15 protein-coding genes are annotated in these 17,635 nt (G+C 61.9%); 5 read left to right on the top strand and 10 right to left on the bottom strand.

Translation table 11 applies throughout. From position 1 onward, the window contains the following. Positions 1 to 57: 57 nt before the first annotated feature. From B348_RS0110875 to B348_RS0110855, 5 genes are all read right to left on the bottom strand, one after another. A complete protein-coding gene (locus B348_RS0110875) occupies positions 58 to 1,002 on the bottom strand; it encodes a D-isomer specific 2-hydroxyacid dehydrogenase family protein (protein ID WP_017736154.1) in 945 nt (314 codons plus the stop codon). Continuing rightward, positions 999 to 2,168: an acyl-CoA dehydrogenase family protein gene (locus B348_RS0110870; RefSeq protein WP_017736153.1), complete on the bottom strand. Its 1,170-nt coding sequence runs from the start codon at positions 2,166 to 2,168 to the stop codon at positions 999 to 1,001. The genes B348_RS0110875 and B348_RS0110870 overlap by 4 nt, the downstream gene beginning before the upstream one ends. Before the next feature lie 142 nt (positions 2,169 to 2,310). Then, positions 2,311 to 2,994, bottom strand: coding sequence for a peroxiredoxin-like family protein (locus B348_RS0110865; protein WP_017736152.1), 684 nt, complete (start codon positions 2,992 to 2,994; stop codon positions 2,311 to 2,313). Then, positions 2,991 to 4,340, bottom strand: coding sequence for an LLM class flavin-dependent oxidoreductase (locus tag B348_RS0110860; protein WP_017736151.1), 1,350 nt, complete (start codon positions 4,338 to 4,340; stop codon positions 2,991 to 2,993). The genes B348_RS0110865 and B348_RS0110860 overlap by 4 nt, the downstream gene beginning before the upstream one ends. 11 nt (positions 4,341 to 4,351) lie before the next feature. Further along, the gene (locus B348_RS0110855; RefSeq protein ID WP_017736150.1) at positions 4,352 to 5,326 is read right to left on the bottom strand and encodes an ABC transporter substrate-binding protein; all 975 of its coding nucleotides are present in this window, start codon (positions 5,324 to 5,326) and stop codon (positions 4,352 to 4,354) included. Between the two features lie 286 nt (positions 5,327 to 5,612). Here B348_RS0110855 and B348_RS0110850 point away from each other — a divergent pair, with 286 nt between their 5' ends. The 3 genes from B348_RS0110850 (at position 5,613) to B348_RS0110845 (ending at position 10,948) form a co-directional block, all read left to right on the top strand. Further along, the gene (locus B348_RS0110850) at positions 5,613 to 9,920 is read left to right on the top strand and encodes an RHS repeat-associated core domain-containing protein (protein WP_017736149.1); all 4,308 of its coding nucleotides are present in this window, start codon (positions 5,613 to 5,615) and stop codon (positions 9,918 to 9,920) included. A gap of 22 nt (positions 9,921 to 9,942) precedes the next feature. Then, positions 9,943 to 10,386 carry a hypothetical protein gene (locus tag B348_RS1000000130825; RefSeq protein ID WP_081609221.1) on the top strand — a complete coding sequence of 148 codons (444 nt, stop codon included), beginning with the start codon at positions 9,943 to 9,945 and terminating at the stop codon, positions 10,384 to 10,386. A 70-nt stretch (positions 10,387 to 10,456) separates the two neighbouring features. Further along, entirely contained in the window at positions 10,457 to 10,948 is a 492-nt protein-coding gene (locus B348_RS0110845) for a hypothetical protein (protein ID WP_017736148.1), read from the top strand. Between the two features lie 8 nt (positions 10,949 to 10,956). Here the strand turns inward: B348_RS0110845 and B348_RS0110840 are convergent, their stop codons facing one another. From B348_RS0110840 to B348_RS0110820, 5 genes are all read right to left on the bottom strand, one after another. After that, positions 10,957 to 11,319 (bottom strand): ferredoxin family protein, encoded by a 363-nt coding sequence (locus B348_RS0110840; protein ID WP_017736147.1) that lies wholly within the window; start codon positions 11,317 to 11,319, stop codon positions 10,957 to 10,959. Positions 11,320 to 11,452: 133 nt separating this feature from the next. Further along, positions 11,453 to 12,970 (bottom strand): FAD-dependent oxidoreductase, encoded by a 1,518-nt coding sequence (locus B348_RS0110835; protein ID WP_017736146.1) that lies wholly within the window; start codon positions 12,968 to 12,970, stop codon positions 11,453 to 11,455. Between the two features lie 10 nt (positions 12,971 to 12,980). After that, positions 12,981 to 13,118 (bottom strand): hypothetical protein, encoded by a 138-nt coding sequence (locus B348_RS1000000131545; protein WP_017736145.1) that lies wholly within the window; start codon positions 13,116 to 13,118, stop codon positions 12,981 to 12,983. Between the two features lie 90 nt (positions 13,119 to 13,208). Further along, positions 13,209 to 14,792 carry a rhodanese homology domain-containing protein gene (locus B348_RS0110825; RefSeq protein WP_017736144.1) on the bottom strand — a complete coding sequence of 528 codons (1,584 nt, stop codon included), beginning with the start codon at positions 14,790 to 14,792 and terminating at the stop codon, positions 13,209 to 13,211. Beyond that, complete coding sequence (locus B348_RS0110820) at positions 14,789 to 15,400, bottom strand: cysteine dioxygenase (protein ID WP_017736143.1); 612 nt, start codon at positions 15,398 to 15,400, stop codon at positions 14,789 to 14,791. Before B348_RS0110820 ends, B348_RS0110825 begins: the two co-directional genes overlap by 4 nt. Before the next feature lie 214 nt (positions 15,401 to 15,614). Here B348_RS0110820 and B348_RS0110815 point away from each other — a divergent pair, with 214 nt between their 5' ends. Together B348_RS0110815 and B348_RS0110810 are read left to right on the top strand one after the other, a co-directional pair. Then, positions 15,615 to 16,520, top strand: a complete 906-nt coding sequence (locus B348_RS0110815) for a LysR family transcriptional regulator (protein ID WP_017736142.1) — start codon at positions 15,615 to 15,617, stop codon at positions 16,518 to 16,520. 242 nt (positions 16,521 to 16,762) lie between these two features. After that, positions 16,763 to 17,557: a class II aldolase/adducin family protein gene (locus B348_RS0110810; RefSeq protein ID WP_017736141.1), complete on the top strand. Its 795-nt coding sequence runs from the start codon at positions 16,763 to 16,765 to the stop codon at positions 17,555 to 17,557. Positions 17,558 to 17,635: the final 78 nt, after the last annotated feature.

Below are 17,635 nucleotides of genomic sequence, written 5' to 3'. Positions count from 1 at the left end.
CCTCGGCTGATAGACCGCTATCGCAGGCAAGCCAGCTCCCACATTTATTGGGTTGTGTCAGGTGTTGGCGAGGTTGGCCAGTTCACTGCCGGATATATAGCGCTGTAGGTTCGCCAAAAACGCATCCGCAATCTCATGCCGGCTATTCGTCGAAATCGCCGACGTATGCGGCGACAACCGCACCCGCGGGTGCGTATACAACGGATGCCCATCCGGCAACGGTTCCGGCTCCGTCACATCCAGCGAGGCCAACCCAATCTGGCCGTTGTCCAGGGCCTCCAGCAACGCCTCCTGGTCCAGCAAGCCACCGCGCGCAATGTTGATAAGGTGCAGTCCCGGCTTGGCACTGCCCAGCACGTCGCGGTTGATCAGGTTGCGTGTGGCCTCGGTCAATGGCGCGGCCACCACCAGGTGGTCAGCACGGGCGAACAGGTCGTGGATATCCTTCGCGGCCTCCACGCCTGCACTGAATGGCGCCGAGCTTTGGCGCAGCGCCACGACGTTGATGCCTAGCGCCAAGGCTTTTTGCGCCAGGCTCTCACCAATCGCACCAAAACCAAGGATGCCCAGCGTGGTGCCCTTGAGCGGACGCAGCGGGGTGAAATTCCATTGCGAATCCTTCACCCAGATTTCCGGCAAATGCTTGGACGCGGCAAAGATCGCCGCCAGGGCGAACTCGGCGAGGTTGTCGGCCGCACTGCCGCGTGAGGTGGTCACCGGCGGGCCGTTGAACAGCCACTGCGGGTAGAAATCGATGCCCGACGACACCAGGTGCACCCACTGCGCGCCGTACGGCCAGCCCGGTGGCGGCGTATCCGGGGCGGTGTAGCCGCGTACGTTGATCGGGCGCAGCAGGAGGATATTGGCCTGGGGCGGCAGGTCGCTCGGCACGCCAACCGGTACACCAATCACTTGGGCGTCTGGGTGAATGGCTGTGAGGCGCTCACGGATCACCTCGTTGAAATCTTCGTCCAGCTGGCTGGCGATAATCACCTGACTCATGTGCGTTCCTTTTGGCGTTGGGCGAAGACGGCTTTGCCGACGCCTTGCAACACGGCGTCGTTCTGCGGGGTGTGTACGCGGCTGCACAGCACGTCGCGATAGTGCCGTTGCAATGGATTGAGGCGCGACAGGCCAGGGTTGCCAGAGGCCTCAATGGCGAGTTCTACGGCGCGGATTGCGTTGTTGGTCACCAGGTACTTCAACTGCGCGGCATTGGCGGCCGGGGTATGGCCGTCGGCGGCGGCGTCCAGCAGGCTGCGGTTGGCAAACAGCAGGGTGTCGATATGGCCGACGGTTTCCTGGAAGCGTGGCAAGGTCGCCAGCGCGGCGCCGAGGTTGGACGGCGCGCGTTGTTCCAGCCAGTTCACCAGCCAGTCCCGCGCGGCGTGTGCCACGGCGTCATACACCGAGGACAGCAACACCGACATCCACAGGAAACCCTCGGCATCCAGCTCCGCCGATGGCGCGCTCCACGGGCTGACGCTGACGGCGTGGTCCAGGGGCACCAGCACGTTGTCGAGCACCACTTCGTGGCTGCAGGTGGCGCGCATGCCGAGGTGGTCCCAGGTGTCGATGATGCTCACGCCGGGGCTGTCCTTGGGCACCAGCCAGGCGCCGACCAGCGGGTCAGCGTCGTCGCTGCGGCCCCATACGCTGAACCACGTCAGGCCGTGGCTGCCGGTGGAGTAGATCTTGCGCCCGCTGATGCGCCAGCCTTCGGCGGTGCGCACGGCGGTCGTCGCCGGCAGGCCGCCCCGGGCCGGGGTGCCGAGGTCGGGTTCGACGCGCAGGGCGTTGATCAGGGCGCCGTTGCGCACGGCGTCTTCGGCCACTTGGGCACGCAAGTGCGCGGGCCAGGTTTTGCTGTCTTGCAGGCGCGTGTGTTGCAGGTACTGCATGACCAGGATCAGCGCGGTGGAGGGTTCGCCCTTGGCAATCGCACTGATCGCCTTGCGTGCCTGGGGCAGGCTGGCGCCGCCACCGCCGAGGGATTTGGGTACGGTGAGGGCGACGAGGCCGTGTTCGTGGAGCAGTTTGAAATTGGCATGGGGGAAGGCGCCGCTCTCGTCATACAGGTGCGCGGTGCTGGCCAGTTCAAGGCTAAGGCGTTCGAGCAAGGCTTCGAAATTGGCGACTTCGACGGAGCGTAGAGACGGTTGGGTCATAGGAATGTACTCGGTCAAAAAATGTGGGAGCTGGCTTGTGTGGGAGCGGGCTTGCCCGCGAAGGCGTCGTGTCAGTCGATGCAAATGCTGGCTGACCCACCGCCATCGCAGGCAAGCCAGCTCCCACAGGGATCGGGGTGGGTCAGATGGCGAGGCGTACGGGCTGCTCGCCCAATAAACGCTCGACGGCCTGCAACACCGGCTCAGCCTCCGTGCGCACCAACCAATCCGGGCTCACCTGCACAAACGCCACGGTGCCGTCCTGGGCAATCACCACCACCGTCGGTTGCGGCAACTCCCACGTGCCGGTGCCGGTGGTTTCGCCAATGCTGTTGCCCTTGGCCAACGCGGCATTACGCGACGCCTCGTCAAAGCTGTAGAGAATCCCCAGGCGCCGGCCCAGGTTGTTGGCCTGGTCACTGGCCACCAGCAATTGCAGGTTGTGGCGGGTCTTGATCTCCACCAGGCGCTCCGGCACTTGCGGGCTCACGGCCACCAGCGGCACGCCAAGTTCACGCAGGCGTGGGTAGAGCTGACGCTCGTAATAGGGCAGGGCAATGTTGCACGCCGGGCACCCGGCAAAGCGGAAGAACACCAGCACCGCCGGGCCGTCGGCCAGCAGCAGCTCGCGGTTGAGTTCGCCGCCTTCGACGTTGAGCAGGGTAAACGGGTCCAGCTCGTCGCCGACCTGCACGTAGTCGTCCGGCCGGGCCTCATCCAGCAGGCGCTGGCGCTGGTCGATATTGACCTGCAAGGACTCCGGCGCCCAGGTCGCTACACGCTCGGCGTGCAGGTCCGCCAGTTGGCGGTTGAGGGATTCGCTCATGCCAGCGCCTCCTGCTGTTCTTCTACCTCGGCGGCGACGCTGTAACGGTTGGCCGGCACATCGAGGCCAAGGTTGTCGCGCAGGGTGTGGCCGCTGTATTCACTGCGGAACAGGCCGCGCTGTTGCAGCACCGGCACCACCAGTTCGGTGAAGTATTGCAGGCCGTCCGGCAGTACCGAGTTGACGATAAAACCGTCGCTGGCGCCGGTTTCGAACCAGGTCTGGATCGCGTCGGCGACTTGCTCCGGAGTGCCGACAAAGTCACGTTTGGGTCGTGAGAAACGCAAGGCCACTTCGCGCAGGGTCAGGCCTTCGTCCTTGGCCAGTTGCTTTATGCGGTCGGAGCCGCCTTTCTGGCTGTTGGAACCGAGGTCGCCGAGTTCCGGGAACGGGGCGTCCAGCGGGTATTTGCTGAAGTCGTGGTCATTGAACGGGCGGCCGAGGGCGACGATGGCGTCTTCGACGGTGACCAGGTCCACGGCTTGCTGATAGCGGCTTTCCACTTCGGCGGCATCGCGGCCGACAATCGGGCGGATGCCCGGCAGGATCGACAGGCTGTCGGGGTCACGGCCAAAGCCCTTGGCGCGGCGTTTCAGGTCCTGGGCATACGCCAGGCCTTCCTCGATGCTCTCCACATGCACAAAGATTGCATCTGAGTTTTCGGCGGCAAAGTTGCGCCCATCTTCAGAGGTGCCGGCCTGGAAAATCACCGGCTGGCCCTGGCGCGAACGGGCGATGTTCAACGGACCTTTAACCGAGAAAAATTCGCCCTTGTGGTTCAGCGCGTGCAGCTTGCTCGGGGTGAAAAACTCGCCGCTCTGTTTGTCGTAGGCAAAGGCGTCGTCCTCCCAGGAATCCCACAGGCCCTGGACCGCGTGCACGTGTTCCTTGGCGATGCGGTAGCGTACCGCGTGCGGCGGGTGTTCGGCCTTGCCGAAATTGTCGGCGGTGCCACTCAGCCACGAGGTGACCACGTTCCAGCCGGCGCGGCCGCCGCTGATATGGTCCAGGGACGCGAACTGGCGCGCCACCTGGTAGGGCTCGGTATAGCTGACGGTCACGGTGGCGACCAGGCCGATATTCGTGGTGATCGCGGCGAGTGCCGAGAGGATGGTCAGTGGCTCGAAACGGTTGAGGTAATGCGGGCTGGATTTGGCGTGGATATGCAGGCTGTCGGCGATGAACACGAAGTCGAACTTGGCGGCTTCGGCCAGTTCAGTCTGCTGCTTGTAGAAGCCAAAATTCGTGCTGGCGTTCGGTTGGGCGTTCGGATGGCGCCATTCGCCCCAGCCGTGACCGACCCCATGGACCATGGCTCCGAGTTTCAATTGACGTGGCTTGCTCATGTTCTACTCCTTTAGCGCGAGGCTTGATTGAGGGGGGCACGCTTGGCGTTAAAGCTCTTGTCGAAGCCCTGCGACACGTCGATGTGCTTGGTCAGCAGGCCTTCTTGTTGGTAGATGTCGGCGGTGGCTTGCAGGCCGCTGATGACGCTGTCGTCGATGGCGACCGGCGTCAGGCGCGTGTCCTTGGCCACTTCCACATGCACTTCCAGCGGCAGGCCGGTGATCTTGGCTTGCGCTGCGGCGTATTCGTTGGGGTGCGCGTTGGCCCAGGCGTAGGCACGGTCCACGCGCGCGACAAAGTCATCCAGCTGCGGGCGCTTGTCGGCGATGGCCTGGCTGGTGGCGGCGAGGTACAGGTGGTTGCTCAACAGCTGGTTGCCGCTGATCAGCACGCGGGCCTTGCTTTGCGAGGTGACCACGGTGGTGTAGGGGTCCCAGGTGGCCCAGGCGTCGGCGGTGCCGTTATCCAGCACCAGGCGCGATTCGCTGGGCAGCAGGAAAATGAACTGCACATCCTTGGTGGTCAGGCCGGCAGTGGCCAAGGCCTTGATCGCCAGGTAATGGCCGATGGAGCCGCGCCCGGTGACGATCTTCTTGCCCTTCAGGTCGGCGACGGTCTTGATCGGCGAGTCGTGGTTCACCAGCAGTGCGGTGGTATTGCGCCCTTCGGCGTGGATGATGCTGACCACCTTGAGCGAGGCGCCGGCGCCCAGGGCGAAGACGTAAGGCGCATCGCCGAGGGCGCCGATATCCACGGCGCCGGCATTCAGGGCTTCGCCCAAGGGCGAGGCCGAGGGGAATTCCGACCACTGGATTTCATAGGGCACATGCTTGGTTTCGCCGGAGACTTCCAGCAGCGCCTTGATCGTCGATTTCTGATTGGCCACCCGCAGCGGTTGCAGGTCGGCGGCGTGGGCGGTGCCGGTCAGGCCGAGGGCGAGGGCAGTGCCCAGGAGCAGGCGTTTGAAGGGGGTGGTAAAGACCATGGGATGCAGGCTCCAGGCAGATCAAGATAGGGTTCGGCTACCTCCGCCTGGAGAAGGGGTCGGTGAGTAAGTTGAAGTTATTCCCATAAGAACGCTCTGTGAAGTTCTTTTTGGTTATATGTTAATTATTAAAAATATTGATTATGAATCTGTTGATTATTCTTTAATTGCATTTGGTTGCGGGCGGATTCAAGAGCTTTCCTACGTGCGACTCGGAAAGTGTCACCTGAGCATCAGCGTGTCTGCGTGATTTGATCCCGGGCTTTTCAGACAGGGATTGTTGCGCATGACGGATACGCTGTGGGCCGCCCGCGAGGGCGATGCGCTGTTGCACAGCGCGATGCTGGCGGACGTGTTGGGCGGCGTGCTGGAGATAGCGGCGACGGTGGTTGTGACCGCACTGGCCACGGCGGCCGTTGTGGCTGCAACCGGCATCACCGTGGCGACAGGCGGCCTTGGCTGCGTTGTACTGGGCGCTGTGGTGGGTGTGGTGGTCGGGCTCGGCATGGGCGCAACCGGTGCCGACACAGGCCTTTCACGATTATGTGAGTCTTTCGCCAACGCACTGTTCCCACCCGTGATCGATGCATTCATCAGCAGCGGTTCGCCGGATGTTTTTATCAACGGCAAACCGGCTGCGCGGGCGGCCGGAAAAGTCGCCGCCGCCGTGGCAGAAGCGGGCAGTGAACCGACTTATCTGGATATCGCCGAAGGTTTTTTCTCTCAGCTCTGGCGCCCTACGGTCGCTGCACCGGTGGCGGGCGCTGTGCCTTGTCCTGCCGATACAGTCGACTGCAATAAACACCCGCCCATGCCCGAGCAGTACCTCGCCGAAGGTTCCAGCAAGGTCTTCATCAACGGCCAGCCCGCCGTTCGTAGTGGGGATAGAAGCACCTGTGAAGCCACGGTGGGCAAGGTGCAGATTTCGCCCAACGTGGTCATCGGCGGCGCGTCGGTGGTGGTGCGTGAGATTCGCAGCGGCAAGACGCCGGGTGTGGGGCTGGCGGTAACGGCGTTGCTGGCATTGCGGGGCGGTGGGGCGAAGTTCTTCAGCAAGCTGCCCTGCATGGCGGTGGGTGGGATGGTGTCGTGGGGATCCAGCCGGGTGACCAACGCCCTCGCTTCGGCGGTGGTGGGTTCGCCCAATCCGGTGCACTGCGCCACGGGCGCGAAGATCCTCGACGGTGACGACGATCTGGATTTCGCTGTGCCTGGCCGGCTGCCGATCGAGTGGCAGCGCTACTACAGCAGCCGGGATGAGCGCCGTAACGGTCTGTTCGGAGCCAGTTGGAGTGTGGACTATGAGGTGTTCGTCGAGATAGGCCCGCATCCCGACGGTGGCGAGCGTCTGGTCTACACCGATGAGCAGGCTCGCCGGATCGACATGGGCATGATTCCGCTGGGCGGTGCGGTGTTCAGCGCCGGCGAAGGGTTGAGCGTGCGGCGCCATGCTGGCGGCCAACTGCTGATTGAAAGTGTCGATGGGTTGTATCGGCTGTTTGAACCCGCACCGGGCAACCCTGCGCATTTGCGCTTGAGCCAGTTGGGTGATCGCAATGACAACCGCGTCTTCCTTGACTACGACGTACAGGGCCGTCTGAGCCAGTTGCGCGATACCTTTGGCGTTGTGCGAATCGAGTTGGGCTACAGCCAGCAATGGCCCGGGCGGGTCGAGCTGATTGAGCGCTTGTACCCTGATCACCGTCGCGAAACGCTCTCCAGCTATACCTACGACACGCGCGGCGATCTCGCAGCAGTGCGCGATGCCGATGGGCATGTTCAGCGCCGCTTCGCCTATGACAACGCCCAGCGCATGGTCGAACACCAACTGCCCACCGGCCTGCGCTGCTTCTACCAATGGGGCTGTGTGGACGACCGTGAGTGGCGCGTGGTACGGCACTGGACCGATGAGGGCGACGATTATCAGTTTGACTACGACCTGCTGGCCGGGATTACGCGGATTACCGATGGCTTGCTACGGGTCAGTGCACGCCATTGGAATGCGCAGTACCAGATCACCGAATACACCGACAACCTAGGGCACACCTGGCAGTTCGGCTGGAATGATGAGCGCCAGTTGCTGCGGGCTATCGATCCCTTAGGCGGCCAGTGGCGGTTCAGCTACGACGAATCCGGCAACCTGTGCAGGACGCAAGATCCGCTGGGCCGGATTGAATCGACTGTGTGGCTGGAACACTGGTCCCTGCCGTTGGTGGAAACCGATGCAGCCGGCCACAGTTGGCACTATCGATACGATCAGCGCGGCAACTGCGTCAGTGAAACCGACCCGCTGGGACACGTCACGCGCTATCGCCATGATGGGTTTGGGCAGGTCGTAGACATCACCGACGCCACGGGCAAGCGCAAAACCCAGCGCTGGAATGAAACCGGGCAGTTGATCGAGCAGGTCGATTGTTCGGGCTACGCCACTAGGTTCGAGTACGACCGTCGAGGTCATTTACAAACTCTTATCGATGCCGTCGGTGAGCGGCAGCGCTATCAGCACGACAGCCACGGCCGATTGCTGCAAATCGAACGCCCCTACGGTTACATCGAACATTACCTGCGCAACACCAGTGGCCAGTTGAGCGCCTACACCGATGCGGCGGGCCATGTCACCCGCTACCAATACGACCGGCGCGGGCAGCTAGTGCGGCGCATTGATGCCCATGGCCGCCAGATCGAATATCGGCACGATGCCTACGGCCAACTGCAGAGCCTGACCAATGAAAACGGCGAGCACTACCGTTTTACCTGGGATCAGGGCGACCGCCTGACGCAGCAGCAAGACCTGGATGGCAGTATCCGACGTTACGCCTATGACGCGCTGGGTAACCTGATCGCGGTCGAATACCTCCCGTTGGATGATGCTTCTTCCATCGTGCATCGCCTGGAGCGCGACGCCGTCGGCCGCCTGTTGGCCAAGGAGACTGACGATGGTCGAACCGAATACGCCTACGATCTAACCGACCAACTCACTGGCGTCACCTTCAATGGCAACGACCAGACCACCCAGACCTTGGCGTTCGCCTACGACCCGCTGGGTCAACTGCTCAGCGAGCAGAATGCTGCCGGCGTCCTGAACCACCACTACGACGAACTCGGCAACCTTAGCCAGACGCAACTGCCTGACGGCCGCTGGCTCAACCGCCTTTACTACGGCAGCGACCACCTGCACCAGATCAACCTCGACGGGCACGTCGTAAGCGACTTCGAGCGCGACCGCACGCACCGCGAAGTCCTGCGCACCCAAGGCCAGATCACCACCCGCAGTGAATACGACCGTTGCGGCCGGTTGCGCTCGCGCAAACGCAGCCCTACAGGCCAGCCCCGACAGTTGCCGCCCGCGCAACAAAAAACGTTCGAATACGACCCCGCGGACAACCTGATCGGTCGCTTGGAGGGGAGCCAACGCCAACTGCTGCATTACGACGCAATCGGCCGGATCATTGCCACCCAGGACAACGCCCAAGGCCAGCAGGAAACCTTCGCCTACGACGCCGCCGCCAATCTGCTGGATCGCCCTTACGGGCAGGGCGGTTTTGTACGGCACAACCAACTGCTGACCTACCAGGACAAGCGCTACCGCTACGACGGCTTCGGTCGAATGATCGAAAAGCGCAGTGCTCTGCGTGGCCTGCAACGCTTCACCTACGAAGCCGAACATCGCCTGATCGAAGTGCACAACGCCAGCGGCAACGTGGTACGCATGACCTACGACCCGCTGGGACGGCGCATCGCCAAAACCGAGCAGGACAGCAGCGGTCGCCTACTGGGTGAAACCCGCTTCACCTGGGATGGCCTGCGCCTGTTGCAAGAGCATAAGCACAGCCAGACCAGCCTTTACGTCTACGTAGACGAAAGCTACGAGCCGTTGGCGCGCGTCGATGGCATCGGCCCGCAGCAGAAAATCCGCTACTACCACAACGACCTCAACGGCTTGCCGGAGCAGTTGACTGAAACCGATGGGCACAACGTCTGGCGCGCGACATACCGGGTGTGGGGCAGCACGCTGGAAGAGGTGCGCGAGCCTGACTACATTGAAGAACAGAACCTGCGGTTCCAGGGGCAGTATCTGGATCGGGAGATGGGGCTGCACTTCAATACGTTCAGGTTTTTTGATCCAGAGGTGGGGCGGTTTACGACGCCGGATCCGGTTGGGTTAATGGGCGGTCTGAACCTCTTCCAGTACGCACCGAACCCGATTGGCTGGGCTGATCCGTGGGGATGGACATGCTGGGGCACGGCGAGGAAGAATCATTGGAAAGAAGGCGCACGCACAGCTCTCAGTGGTAAGTACTCTACGAAGAATCTGTCGCGGATGTCAGAGGGGAAAGCGCCTAGGATGAAGGTAGAAGTGCGCTACCGTGATAGTGCCAGGAACCGAAGACTCAAGCGTGTCGGCGAGAAGAGGGTGATAGATGTATCGATGGAGCTCAACCATCAGCACATTCCTCAGCGCTCTGGATCGAAGATCGCTCATGAGGATTGGAATCTGACCAGAACCACCCCTTGGGGACATGAGTCTATGGACAAGTATCGTCATACTGGTTGGGATGTGGTGAGAGTTATAAAAACAACGGGTCAATGGTAGCCCGGGTCATATCGGAGAAAACATGAGTGTGTTAACGGATTTTCACGTTTTTTGGGGCGCTGCCATGGGGGTCGCACAAACGCAGTCCGCCTCCATGGAAGCTGACGGTGCAGAGGATTTTGCTCGATTGCTGTATGGCGACTATGTAGCGCAAGGAGCTCCGAAAAATAAAAAAAGATGGCTTTCTGAGCGTCTTAAAAGTGAATTTCTTTGTTTGAACACGAAACCTGTATGGGTTGGAGAACCCGCTTGGCTGTATTACCAGGGGCACCCAATGGTTTTTCTACACCAATTTTCAATATCACCTTCGGCGCAGCACTTAGGAGAAAGAATTCCATTGGGCGATACCCTCTATGTATTTGGCTCAAAGCATATTTTCGAAAAGTCAAAGGAGGGTGATTGGACAGTGGTATATCGAACAGCCGTGCAAACACCTGAAGGTGAAACGGTGACGGAATCTTTATGAGGTCCGTAGGCAACAACTGCAGGCATTGATTTAGGCGTGGACTCTGAAAGTCCATACAGCATCGGCTTCCATGAGTTGGATAAACGTCTTTGAAAACACTGGTGAGCTAGTTGTGAAATATTCATATCGGATAACGAAATATGGGCACTTCAATAACGAATGCCCGATTGACGAGTGGACAAGCTTTCATGATGTCGGAAAAACCGTGTCGGAAGAGGACTATCTGGCTGTCGAGGATGACTACGTACAGGCTCTGATTTCCATCTGTGAATGCTTGGGTGTTTCCTCTCTCATGATTAGCGGCCTTGAGTTGAATTCTGAATGTGAATCCTATTTTGAAGGACAAGAGATTGATCGGGATCGACTCCCCTCCGTTGTCAAAGCTGTCCTGAGAGAGGAAATCTGGTGCAAGCTCAACTCGCCTGTCTGCGAGTTTCATTTTGGTTATGACTTTTACATGTACCTGATATCAGACATTAATGCGGATCCTTGCTTTCCTCGAGAGAAAAGCCGGTTGAATTTTGAAATTTTTCAATCGCCCTATATCGATCAACGTGTTTGAGGCCGGCGTCATACTTTCAGGGTGCCGCCCACACCCCGCGCCAACGCAAATATCCCATCCATCCGCCAATGCTCATTCTGATGCCTGGGATCATCCGCCCATTCATCCCACCCCGAGTCACGGCGGTATTGCCCGAGCAACCCGTCCTCACGCACAGCCACCGGGTCGGGATGGCGCAGGTGTTCGGCGTCGGGGTCCACATACAGCGCGTCGCTGCTGCAATACAGTTCGCACATGAAGCAGGTCTGGCAGGCCTGTTGCTCGGCGATCACGGGTTTGCCCAGCCCGTCGGCGGCCAGCACGTTGGTGGGGCACACGGTGATGCATTGGCCGCAGCCGTTGCACAGGTCGGAGTAGATCAGTTCAATCATGTTGGGTATCTCTTGTGTGTGAATCACTTGTGGCGAGGGAGCTTGCTCCCGCTGGAGTGCGCAGCGCTCCCAAAAAGCCGGCTCCAGCTGCGCTGTCGAACGGGAGCAAGCTCCCTCGCCACAAGGGGCGTCATCAGCCTGGGGAAATGGGGTCGAAGCGCGTTTGTATCTGGTCCACACCGGACACACGCAAGTGCGCGTCATACCTCGCGCTCTGCTGCGGCGTGTCGCTGCGTTGGTGCATGCCGCGGCTCTCCTTGCGCAACGCAGCGGCGGTGTAGCACCAGCGTGCGGTGGCGGCCATGGCGGCGGTTTCGCGGGCGCGCAGGGGGTTGGTGCCAGGCTGTGCGCTGCGCACCTGATCCCAGATGTTGTCGAGTTCGCGCAGCGAACGTGCGAGTTGTTCGCCGCTGCGGAACAGGTTTTTGTCCAGTGGATGGACTTCAGCCTGGATGCGTTGGATCAGTTCAGCACTGCCAGCGGCGGCGCCATCGAACCCCCGCAGTGCGCCGTGATACGCAAGCGTCAGCCGCGCCAACCGTGCCGCCCCACGCCCAGCCCATTGCCCGGTGGACAATGCCCACGCCGAGTTCTGCGCGCCACCACCCGATGTGGCGCCGGCAATCGGTTCACGGCTGGCCGCATCGCCAGCGGCGAATACGCCGGGCACCGTGGTCTGGCAGTCATCATCGAGCAGGCGCAAACCACCCACGCCGCGAATGGTGCCCTCGGGATGCAAGGTCACGGCAAACCGCTGGCGATACGGATCCACCCCGCGCCGATCAAACGGCAGCATCAGGTTGGGCTGGATGCTTGGCAGCTGCGCCCGAATATCCGCAGGCACCCGGTTCAAGCGGCAATACACCGGGCCGTTGAGCAGTGCCCTGGCCAAGTCCTCGGTAAACCCCGGGCCGCCACTGATCGCCAAGGGCCGATCCGCCGCGTCGAAGTAGTCGCCAAAGCTGTACACCATCGAACGGGTCATGCTGCTGCCCGCTGCGGCGATGCAGTAGTAGTTGGAGAACTCCATGCCCGACAGTTCGGCACCGGCTTCGGCGGCCATCAGGTAGCCGTCGCCGGTGTTGGTATGGCTGCCCAGCAGGCGCGAGAGGAATGCGCAACCGCCGGTGGCCAGCACCACTGCATTGGCGCGGATCAGCCAGTCGCCACTGGCCTGGCGCCGCCAGCCACGGGCACCGGCCACGCGGCCGTGGTCGTCGCGCAGCAGTTCCAGGGCGGGGTGGTGGTCGAGGATTGTCACGCCGCTGTCGAGCACGCGGCGGCGCAGGCCGCGCAGGTATTCCGGGCCGCGCAGGCCACGGTATTGGGTTTCGCCCTTGTCGTTTTTCGGGAAGGCGTAGTAGTCGCCAAGGCCCGGCAGGCTGGTCCAGGTGGTGTCGATGGCGCGGGCCATCCAGCGTGCATCGGCCAGGCCGTAGGCGGTGCCCAGGCGCTTGTCGATGGCGGCTTCGCGGGCGCCGGGCGGCACCCACCAGTGGCCGGGGCCGGCGGTGGCGGTGACGCCGCTGGTGCCGCAGTAACCCTTGTCCACCAGGATCACCCTGACCCCTTCGCGGGCCGCCGCGATGGCGGCCCAGGTGCCCGCCAGGCCGCCGCCGATGATCAACACATCGCAGCTCGATTCAGTCATGGCTTAGGCCTCAGAAGTTGTACGCCAGGCGCGTGTAGTAATACGCGCCGCCAACGCCGAACGGCGAGAATTGCCCGTATTCATAGGCCCCGGCCCAGTCCTTGATGCCTTGGTTGCCTGGGGTCGCTTCACGACCCAACGGGAGCAAGCGCCCTCGCCACAGGGGTTCAGCCTCCGCCTGGAGAGGGGTCGGATGTAGGGCCTGCACCCGGTGTGGGTGCAGGTGGATCGGGGTCGGTCAGATCACGTAGAAACCGTGGGTGCCGTCGCGGGCCAGTTGCGCCACCAGGCCGAACTCCCAGTCCAGGTACGCCTGCATGGCTTCCTTGGGGTTGTCGGTGCCTTCGTACGGGCGGCGATAGCGGTCGATACGCGGCGAGGCGAGGTGGGTTTCACCTTCTTCCAGCGGCAGTTGGGCGTTGATCCAGCCAGCGGTGCCGTCTTGCAGCAGGAACACTTGCTTGCCGGTGATGGCTTCAACCTCCGCCACCGCGAGGCGCGCCAACTGGCTGCTGCCGCAGGTCAACACGTAGCGCTCGGCGGCGGGCGCCTTGGCCAGGGCGGCGGGCAGTTGCGCGCGCAAGGCCCACCAGGCGCCGGGGATATGGCGCTTGACGTAGTTGGCGCTGGCGGTGAAATCGAGCACCACGGTGTCGCCATGGGCCAGCCACTCGGCGAGGGTGTGCGGGCTGATCGACTCGGCTTGTGGCGGCGCCGGTACGGGGGCGACCCACGCACCTTGCTCACTGAAGTGCGCCGCTTGCAGGCCGTCCAGCACATGCACTTCCCAACCCAGTTGGGCGAGCCAGGACGCAGACATATTGGCGCGCACACCATCGTCATCCGCCAGCACAATGCGTGCACCGCGCACGCTGGCGACGTGGTCGGTTTCCTGGACCAGTTGGCCGCCCGGTGTGGAGCGTGCGCCGGGCAGGTGGCCGGCTGCGAATTCTTCCGGGGTGCGCACGTCGAACAGGTAGGTGGTGCGCTGTGCTTCCTGCTGCCAGCGCGTAAGGTCGGCGAGGCTGGCGCGGCCGACGCGGGCCTTGTCGGCAACGCGGCGCGCATCGACGGCGGCGACTTGGCGATGCGCTTCCGCGGTCGGTGCAAAGCGGCGCGATTGGCCGTGGGCGAGTTTCTGCCCGGCCAACGTCCAGCCGATGGTACCGTTGCGCAATGCCGACACGGGGTTGGCCACGCCGGCGTTGATCAGCGACTGCGTGCCGATGATGCTGCGGGTGCGTCCGGCGCAATTGACGATGATGCGGGTGGCTGGGTCCGGCGCCAGTTCACGGGCACGCAGGACCAACTCGGCACCGGGCACGCTGATGCCGGTGGGGATGCTCATGGTCTGGTATTCGTCGAAGCGGCGCGCGTCGAGCACCACCACATCGGCCTGGCTGTCGAGCAGGGCCTGCACCTCTTCGGCAGCGAGGGACGGCGTGTGACGCTCGCTTTCCACCAGTTCGCCAAAGGCCTTGCTCGGCACGTTGACGTCGATAAACAGCTCGCCACCGGCCTGGCGCCAACCGTCCAGGCCACCTTCGAGCAGGCTGACCCGGGTGTAGCCCAACGCGACCAGGCGCTCGGCAGCGCGGGCGGCGAGGCCTTCGTCGTTGTCGTACACGGTGACCTGGGTATCACGGCGTGGAATGCGCGAATACACCTCCAGCTCCAGCTTGGACAGCGGGATGTTCGCGGCAAACAGCGGGTGGGATTCAGCGAACGGCGCTTCTTCGCGCACGTCGATCAGGGCGACTTCATGACGGTCCAACAGGGCCTGGCGGATCTGGGCGAAGGTTCGGGTCGATACGGTGCTCATAGGGCAGGGCTCTTTTCTTTGGACAAATCCCAGATATTCGGGAGGAAGGCGTTGGAATAACCGGAGATAAACAGTTTCTCGCTGCCATCGGGCTGGTACACCGCGCGGCGCACTGCACCGATATTGGCGCCGTACACATGGATGCTGATGGACACCTGGTCGCTGTGGGCATTGCTCACCTGATGGATGTCCCCGACCTTGGGCGACACCGCTTCCACCTGGCCCGGCACCAATGCAATCGGCTTGCCTTCGGCCACCAGGCTGCCGTCGGGCGCGCGCGCAAAGCCTTGGGAAAGCTCTGCGCCGCGCAACATGCCGATCAGCCCCCACACCCGATGGTCATGAATCGGCGTGCTTTGCCCCGGCCCCCACACAAAGCTGACGATGCTGAAGCGCTGGCGCGAATCGGCATGCAGCAGGAACTGCTGGTAACGCTCGGGGTTGGGTTGGGCGAATTCGTCGGGGAGCCAGTCATCATGGCTGACCAGTTGCGCCAACAGCTTGCCGCCACGGTGCAACAGGTCGCCTTCGCGTGGATTGCCGTCGATCAGTTCCGCCAGGGCGCCAATAAAGGCTCGGAGTCTTTCGGGGTGCTTGGCCTGGGTCATGGCAATTCCATCAGTCGCTGTTGATAGAGCTTATCTAAGCATAATGTTTATAGTTAATATGCTATTTTTTAATGATTAGCTTATAGCTGAAGGTAATTTAGAACTGCTCCGACTAGGCTTAGACGTTATCGATCACAGCGTGGACTATTCAGATAGCGATCCTGCAACTATGCTTCGCACACATCTTATTGACTGTTCTCTATGTGCGGCCCAAATGAAAATTGACGATATAGACGCCTTTGTCGAAGTGATTCGTTGCCAGTCCATCAGCCATGCCGCCGAATCCTTGCAACTGACCCAGCCTGCCATCACCCGCCGCGTGCAGAACTTCGAGCAGGCGCTGGGGGTGGAGCTGTTCGACCGCAACACCAAGCCGCTCAAGCCCACATTGATCGGCACCCGCGTGTATGAGCAATGCCGGCTGATCCTGCGCGAGATGGATGCCCTGCGCGAACTGGTGGCCACCGACGCACCGCCCACCGGCCTGTTGCGCCTGGGCGTGCCGCAGACCATCGGCGACGTGGTGCTGCTGGATGCCCTCAAGCACCTGCGTACCGAATACGCCGACCTGCGCGCCCAGGTCGCCACCGGCTGGGGCAGCCAACTGGTGGGCAAGATCGAGCGCGGCGAATTGGACGCGGCGGCGGCGTTGTTTCCGGCGGGCAAGATCTTCCCCGACAATATTGTCGGCGAGTCCATCGGCAAGATGGAGTTGGTGGTGGTGTGTGCCAAGGCGCAGTTGCCGAAGAAGCCGTGCAAGCTGGCGGACGTGTACCAGGACGGCTGGATTCTCAACCCGGATGGCTGCGGCTTCCGTGCGGGGTTGCAGCGCACCTTGTCCGATCAGGGCCTGGCCTTGCGGGTGAACCTGGAGACGTTTGGCACCGAGCTGCAATTGGGCCTGGTCGCCGATGGCCTGGGGCTGGGCCTGGTGCCGCGCCCGTTGCTGGAGCGCAGCGCCCACCGTGAGCAACTGGCGGTGATGCCGCTCAAGGACTTCAAGCCGGTGATGGATTTGTGGCTGATCTATCCGCACTTCTTGGGCAACTTGCAGGGGCCGGTGGATGCGTTTGGCAAGTTGGTTGCGGCTTCGTTGCACAAGATTCGCGACGCCGCTTAACCCCAGTGAAGGATGCTTATGTGGGAGCTGGCTTGCCTGCGATAGCGGTGTATCAGTGACAGAGATGTTGGCTGACCCACCGCCATCGCAGGCAAGCCAGCTCCCACATTTGCTCTGTGTTGTTGCTTGATTGGTTATGAAAAAAAATAATAATTAGCTTAGATTAAAATGTGCTTTTTATTATTTTTATCCATCCCCTAGGCTTGCCTGGAAGTCCTTAAGGCCATCCAGGAAGTTTTGCCATGAGCAGCGTCACCTCGATTTCCAGCGTTTCCACCAATGTCCGCCAGCGCGTCACCCCGGAAGAATGGGAAGTGCGCGTCAAGCTGGCCGCCGCGTATCGCCTGGCGGCCTTGTACAAGTGGACCGACCACATCTACACCCACTTCTCCGCCCGCGTGCCGGGCCCGGACGAGCATTTCCTGATCAACGCCTTTGGCTTGTTGTTCGATGAAATCAACGCCTCCAACCTGGTCAAGGTCGACCTCGACGGCACCATCGTCGACGACCCTACCGGTCTGGGCATCAACTACGCCGGCTACGTGATCCACAGCGCCATCCACGGCGCCCGCCATGACCTGCAAGCGGTGCTGCACACCCACACCCGTGACGGCATTGCGGTGTCGGCGCAGAAGGACGGCTTGCTGCCGATCTCCCAGCACTCCATCGGCTTCTCCGGGCGCGTGGCGTACCACGGTTACGAAGGCGTGGCCCTGGACCTGGACGAGCGTGAGCGGTTGGTGGCGGACCTGGGTGACAAGAGCGTGATGATCCTGCGCAATCACGGGCTGTTGACGGCGGGGGTGAGCGTCGAGCATGCGTTCCAGCAACTGCAGCAGCTGGAGCGTGCGTGCAATATCCAGGTGGCGGCGCAGGCGGCGGGGAATGGGGAGTTGATCTTTCCGCCCCAAGAGGTGGTGGAAAAGGTCGAGCAGCAGGCCAAGGTGTTTGCCAGCGGTGAGGGGCCGGGTGTGGCGCGGCATTGGAATGCGTTGATCCGGCAGTTGGAACGTACCGATACCGACTACAAAAACTGATCTTGAATTCAGTAGTGAAGATCTAAACCTGTGGGAACTGGCTTGCCTGCGATAGCATCACCTCGGTATGACTGACAG

The organism is Pseudomonas sp. CBZ-4, assembly GCF_000346755.1.
GTDB lineage: Bacteria > Pseudomonadota > Gammaproteobacteria > Pseudomonadales > Pseudomonadaceae > Aquipseudomonas.
This window is presented reverse-complemented; position numbering and strand designations above follow the sequence as displayed.

Excerpts from the sequence above, each read along its gene's own strand:
- B348_RS0110875 (WP_017736154.1), bottom strand. The coding sequence starts at position 1,002 with ATGAGTCAGGTGATTATCGCCAGCCAGCTGGACGAAGATTTCAACGAG.
- B348_RS0110870 (WP_017736153.1), bottom strand. The coding sequence starts at position 2,168 with ATGACCCAACCGTCTCTACGCTCCGTCGAAGTCGCCAATTTCGAAGCC.
- B348_RS0110865 (WP_017736152.1), bottom strand. The coding sequence starts at position 2,994 with ATGAGCGAATCCCTCAACCGCCAACTGGCGGACCTGCACGCCGAGCGT.
- B348_RS0110860 (WP_017736151.1), bottom strand. The coding sequence starts at position 4,340 with ATGAGCAAGCCACGTCAATTGAAACTCGGAGCCATGGTCCATGGGGTC.
- B348_RS0110855 (WP_017736150.1), bottom strand. The coding sequence starts at position 5,326 with ATGGTCTTTACCACCCCCTTCAAACGCCTGCTCCTGGGCACTGCCCTC.
- B348_RS0110850 (WP_017736149.1), top strand. The coding sequence starts at position 5,613 with ATGACGGATACGCTGTGGGCCGCCCGCGAGGGCGATGCGCTGTTGCAC.
- B348_RS1000000130825 (WP_081609221.1), top strand. The coding sequence starts at position 9,943 with ATGAGTGTGTTAACGGATTTTCACGTTTTTTGGGGCGCTGCCATGGGG.
- B348_RS0110845 (WP_017736148.1), top strand. The coding sequence starts at position 10,457 with ATGAGTTGGATAAACGTCTTTGAAAACACTGGTGAGCTAGTTGTGAAA.
- B348_RS0110840 (WP_017736147.1), bottom strand. The coding sequence starts at position 11,319 with ATGATTGAACTGATCTACTCCGACCTGTGCAACGGCTGCGGCCAATGC.
- B348_RS0110835 (WP_017736146.1), bottom strand. The coding sequence starts at position 12,970 with ATGACTGAATCGAGCTGCGATGTGTTGATCATCGGCGGCGGCCTGGCG.
- B348_RS0110825 (WP_017736144.1), bottom strand. The coding sequence starts at position 14,792 with ATGAGCACCGTATCGACCCGAACCTTCGCCCAGATCCGCCAGGCCCTG.
- B348_RS0110820 (WP_017736143.1), bottom strand. The coding sequence starts at position 15,400 with ATGACCCAGGCCAAGCACCCCGAAAGACTCCGAGCCTTTATTGGCGCC.
- B348_RS0110815 (WP_017736142.1), top strand. The coding sequence starts at position 15,615 with ATGAAAATTGACGATATAGACGCCTTTGTCGAAGTGATTCGTTGCCAG.
- B348_RS0110810 (WP_017736141.1), top strand. The coding sequence starts at position 16,763 with ATGAGCAGCGTCACCTCGATTTCCAGCGTTTCCACCAATGTCCGCCAG.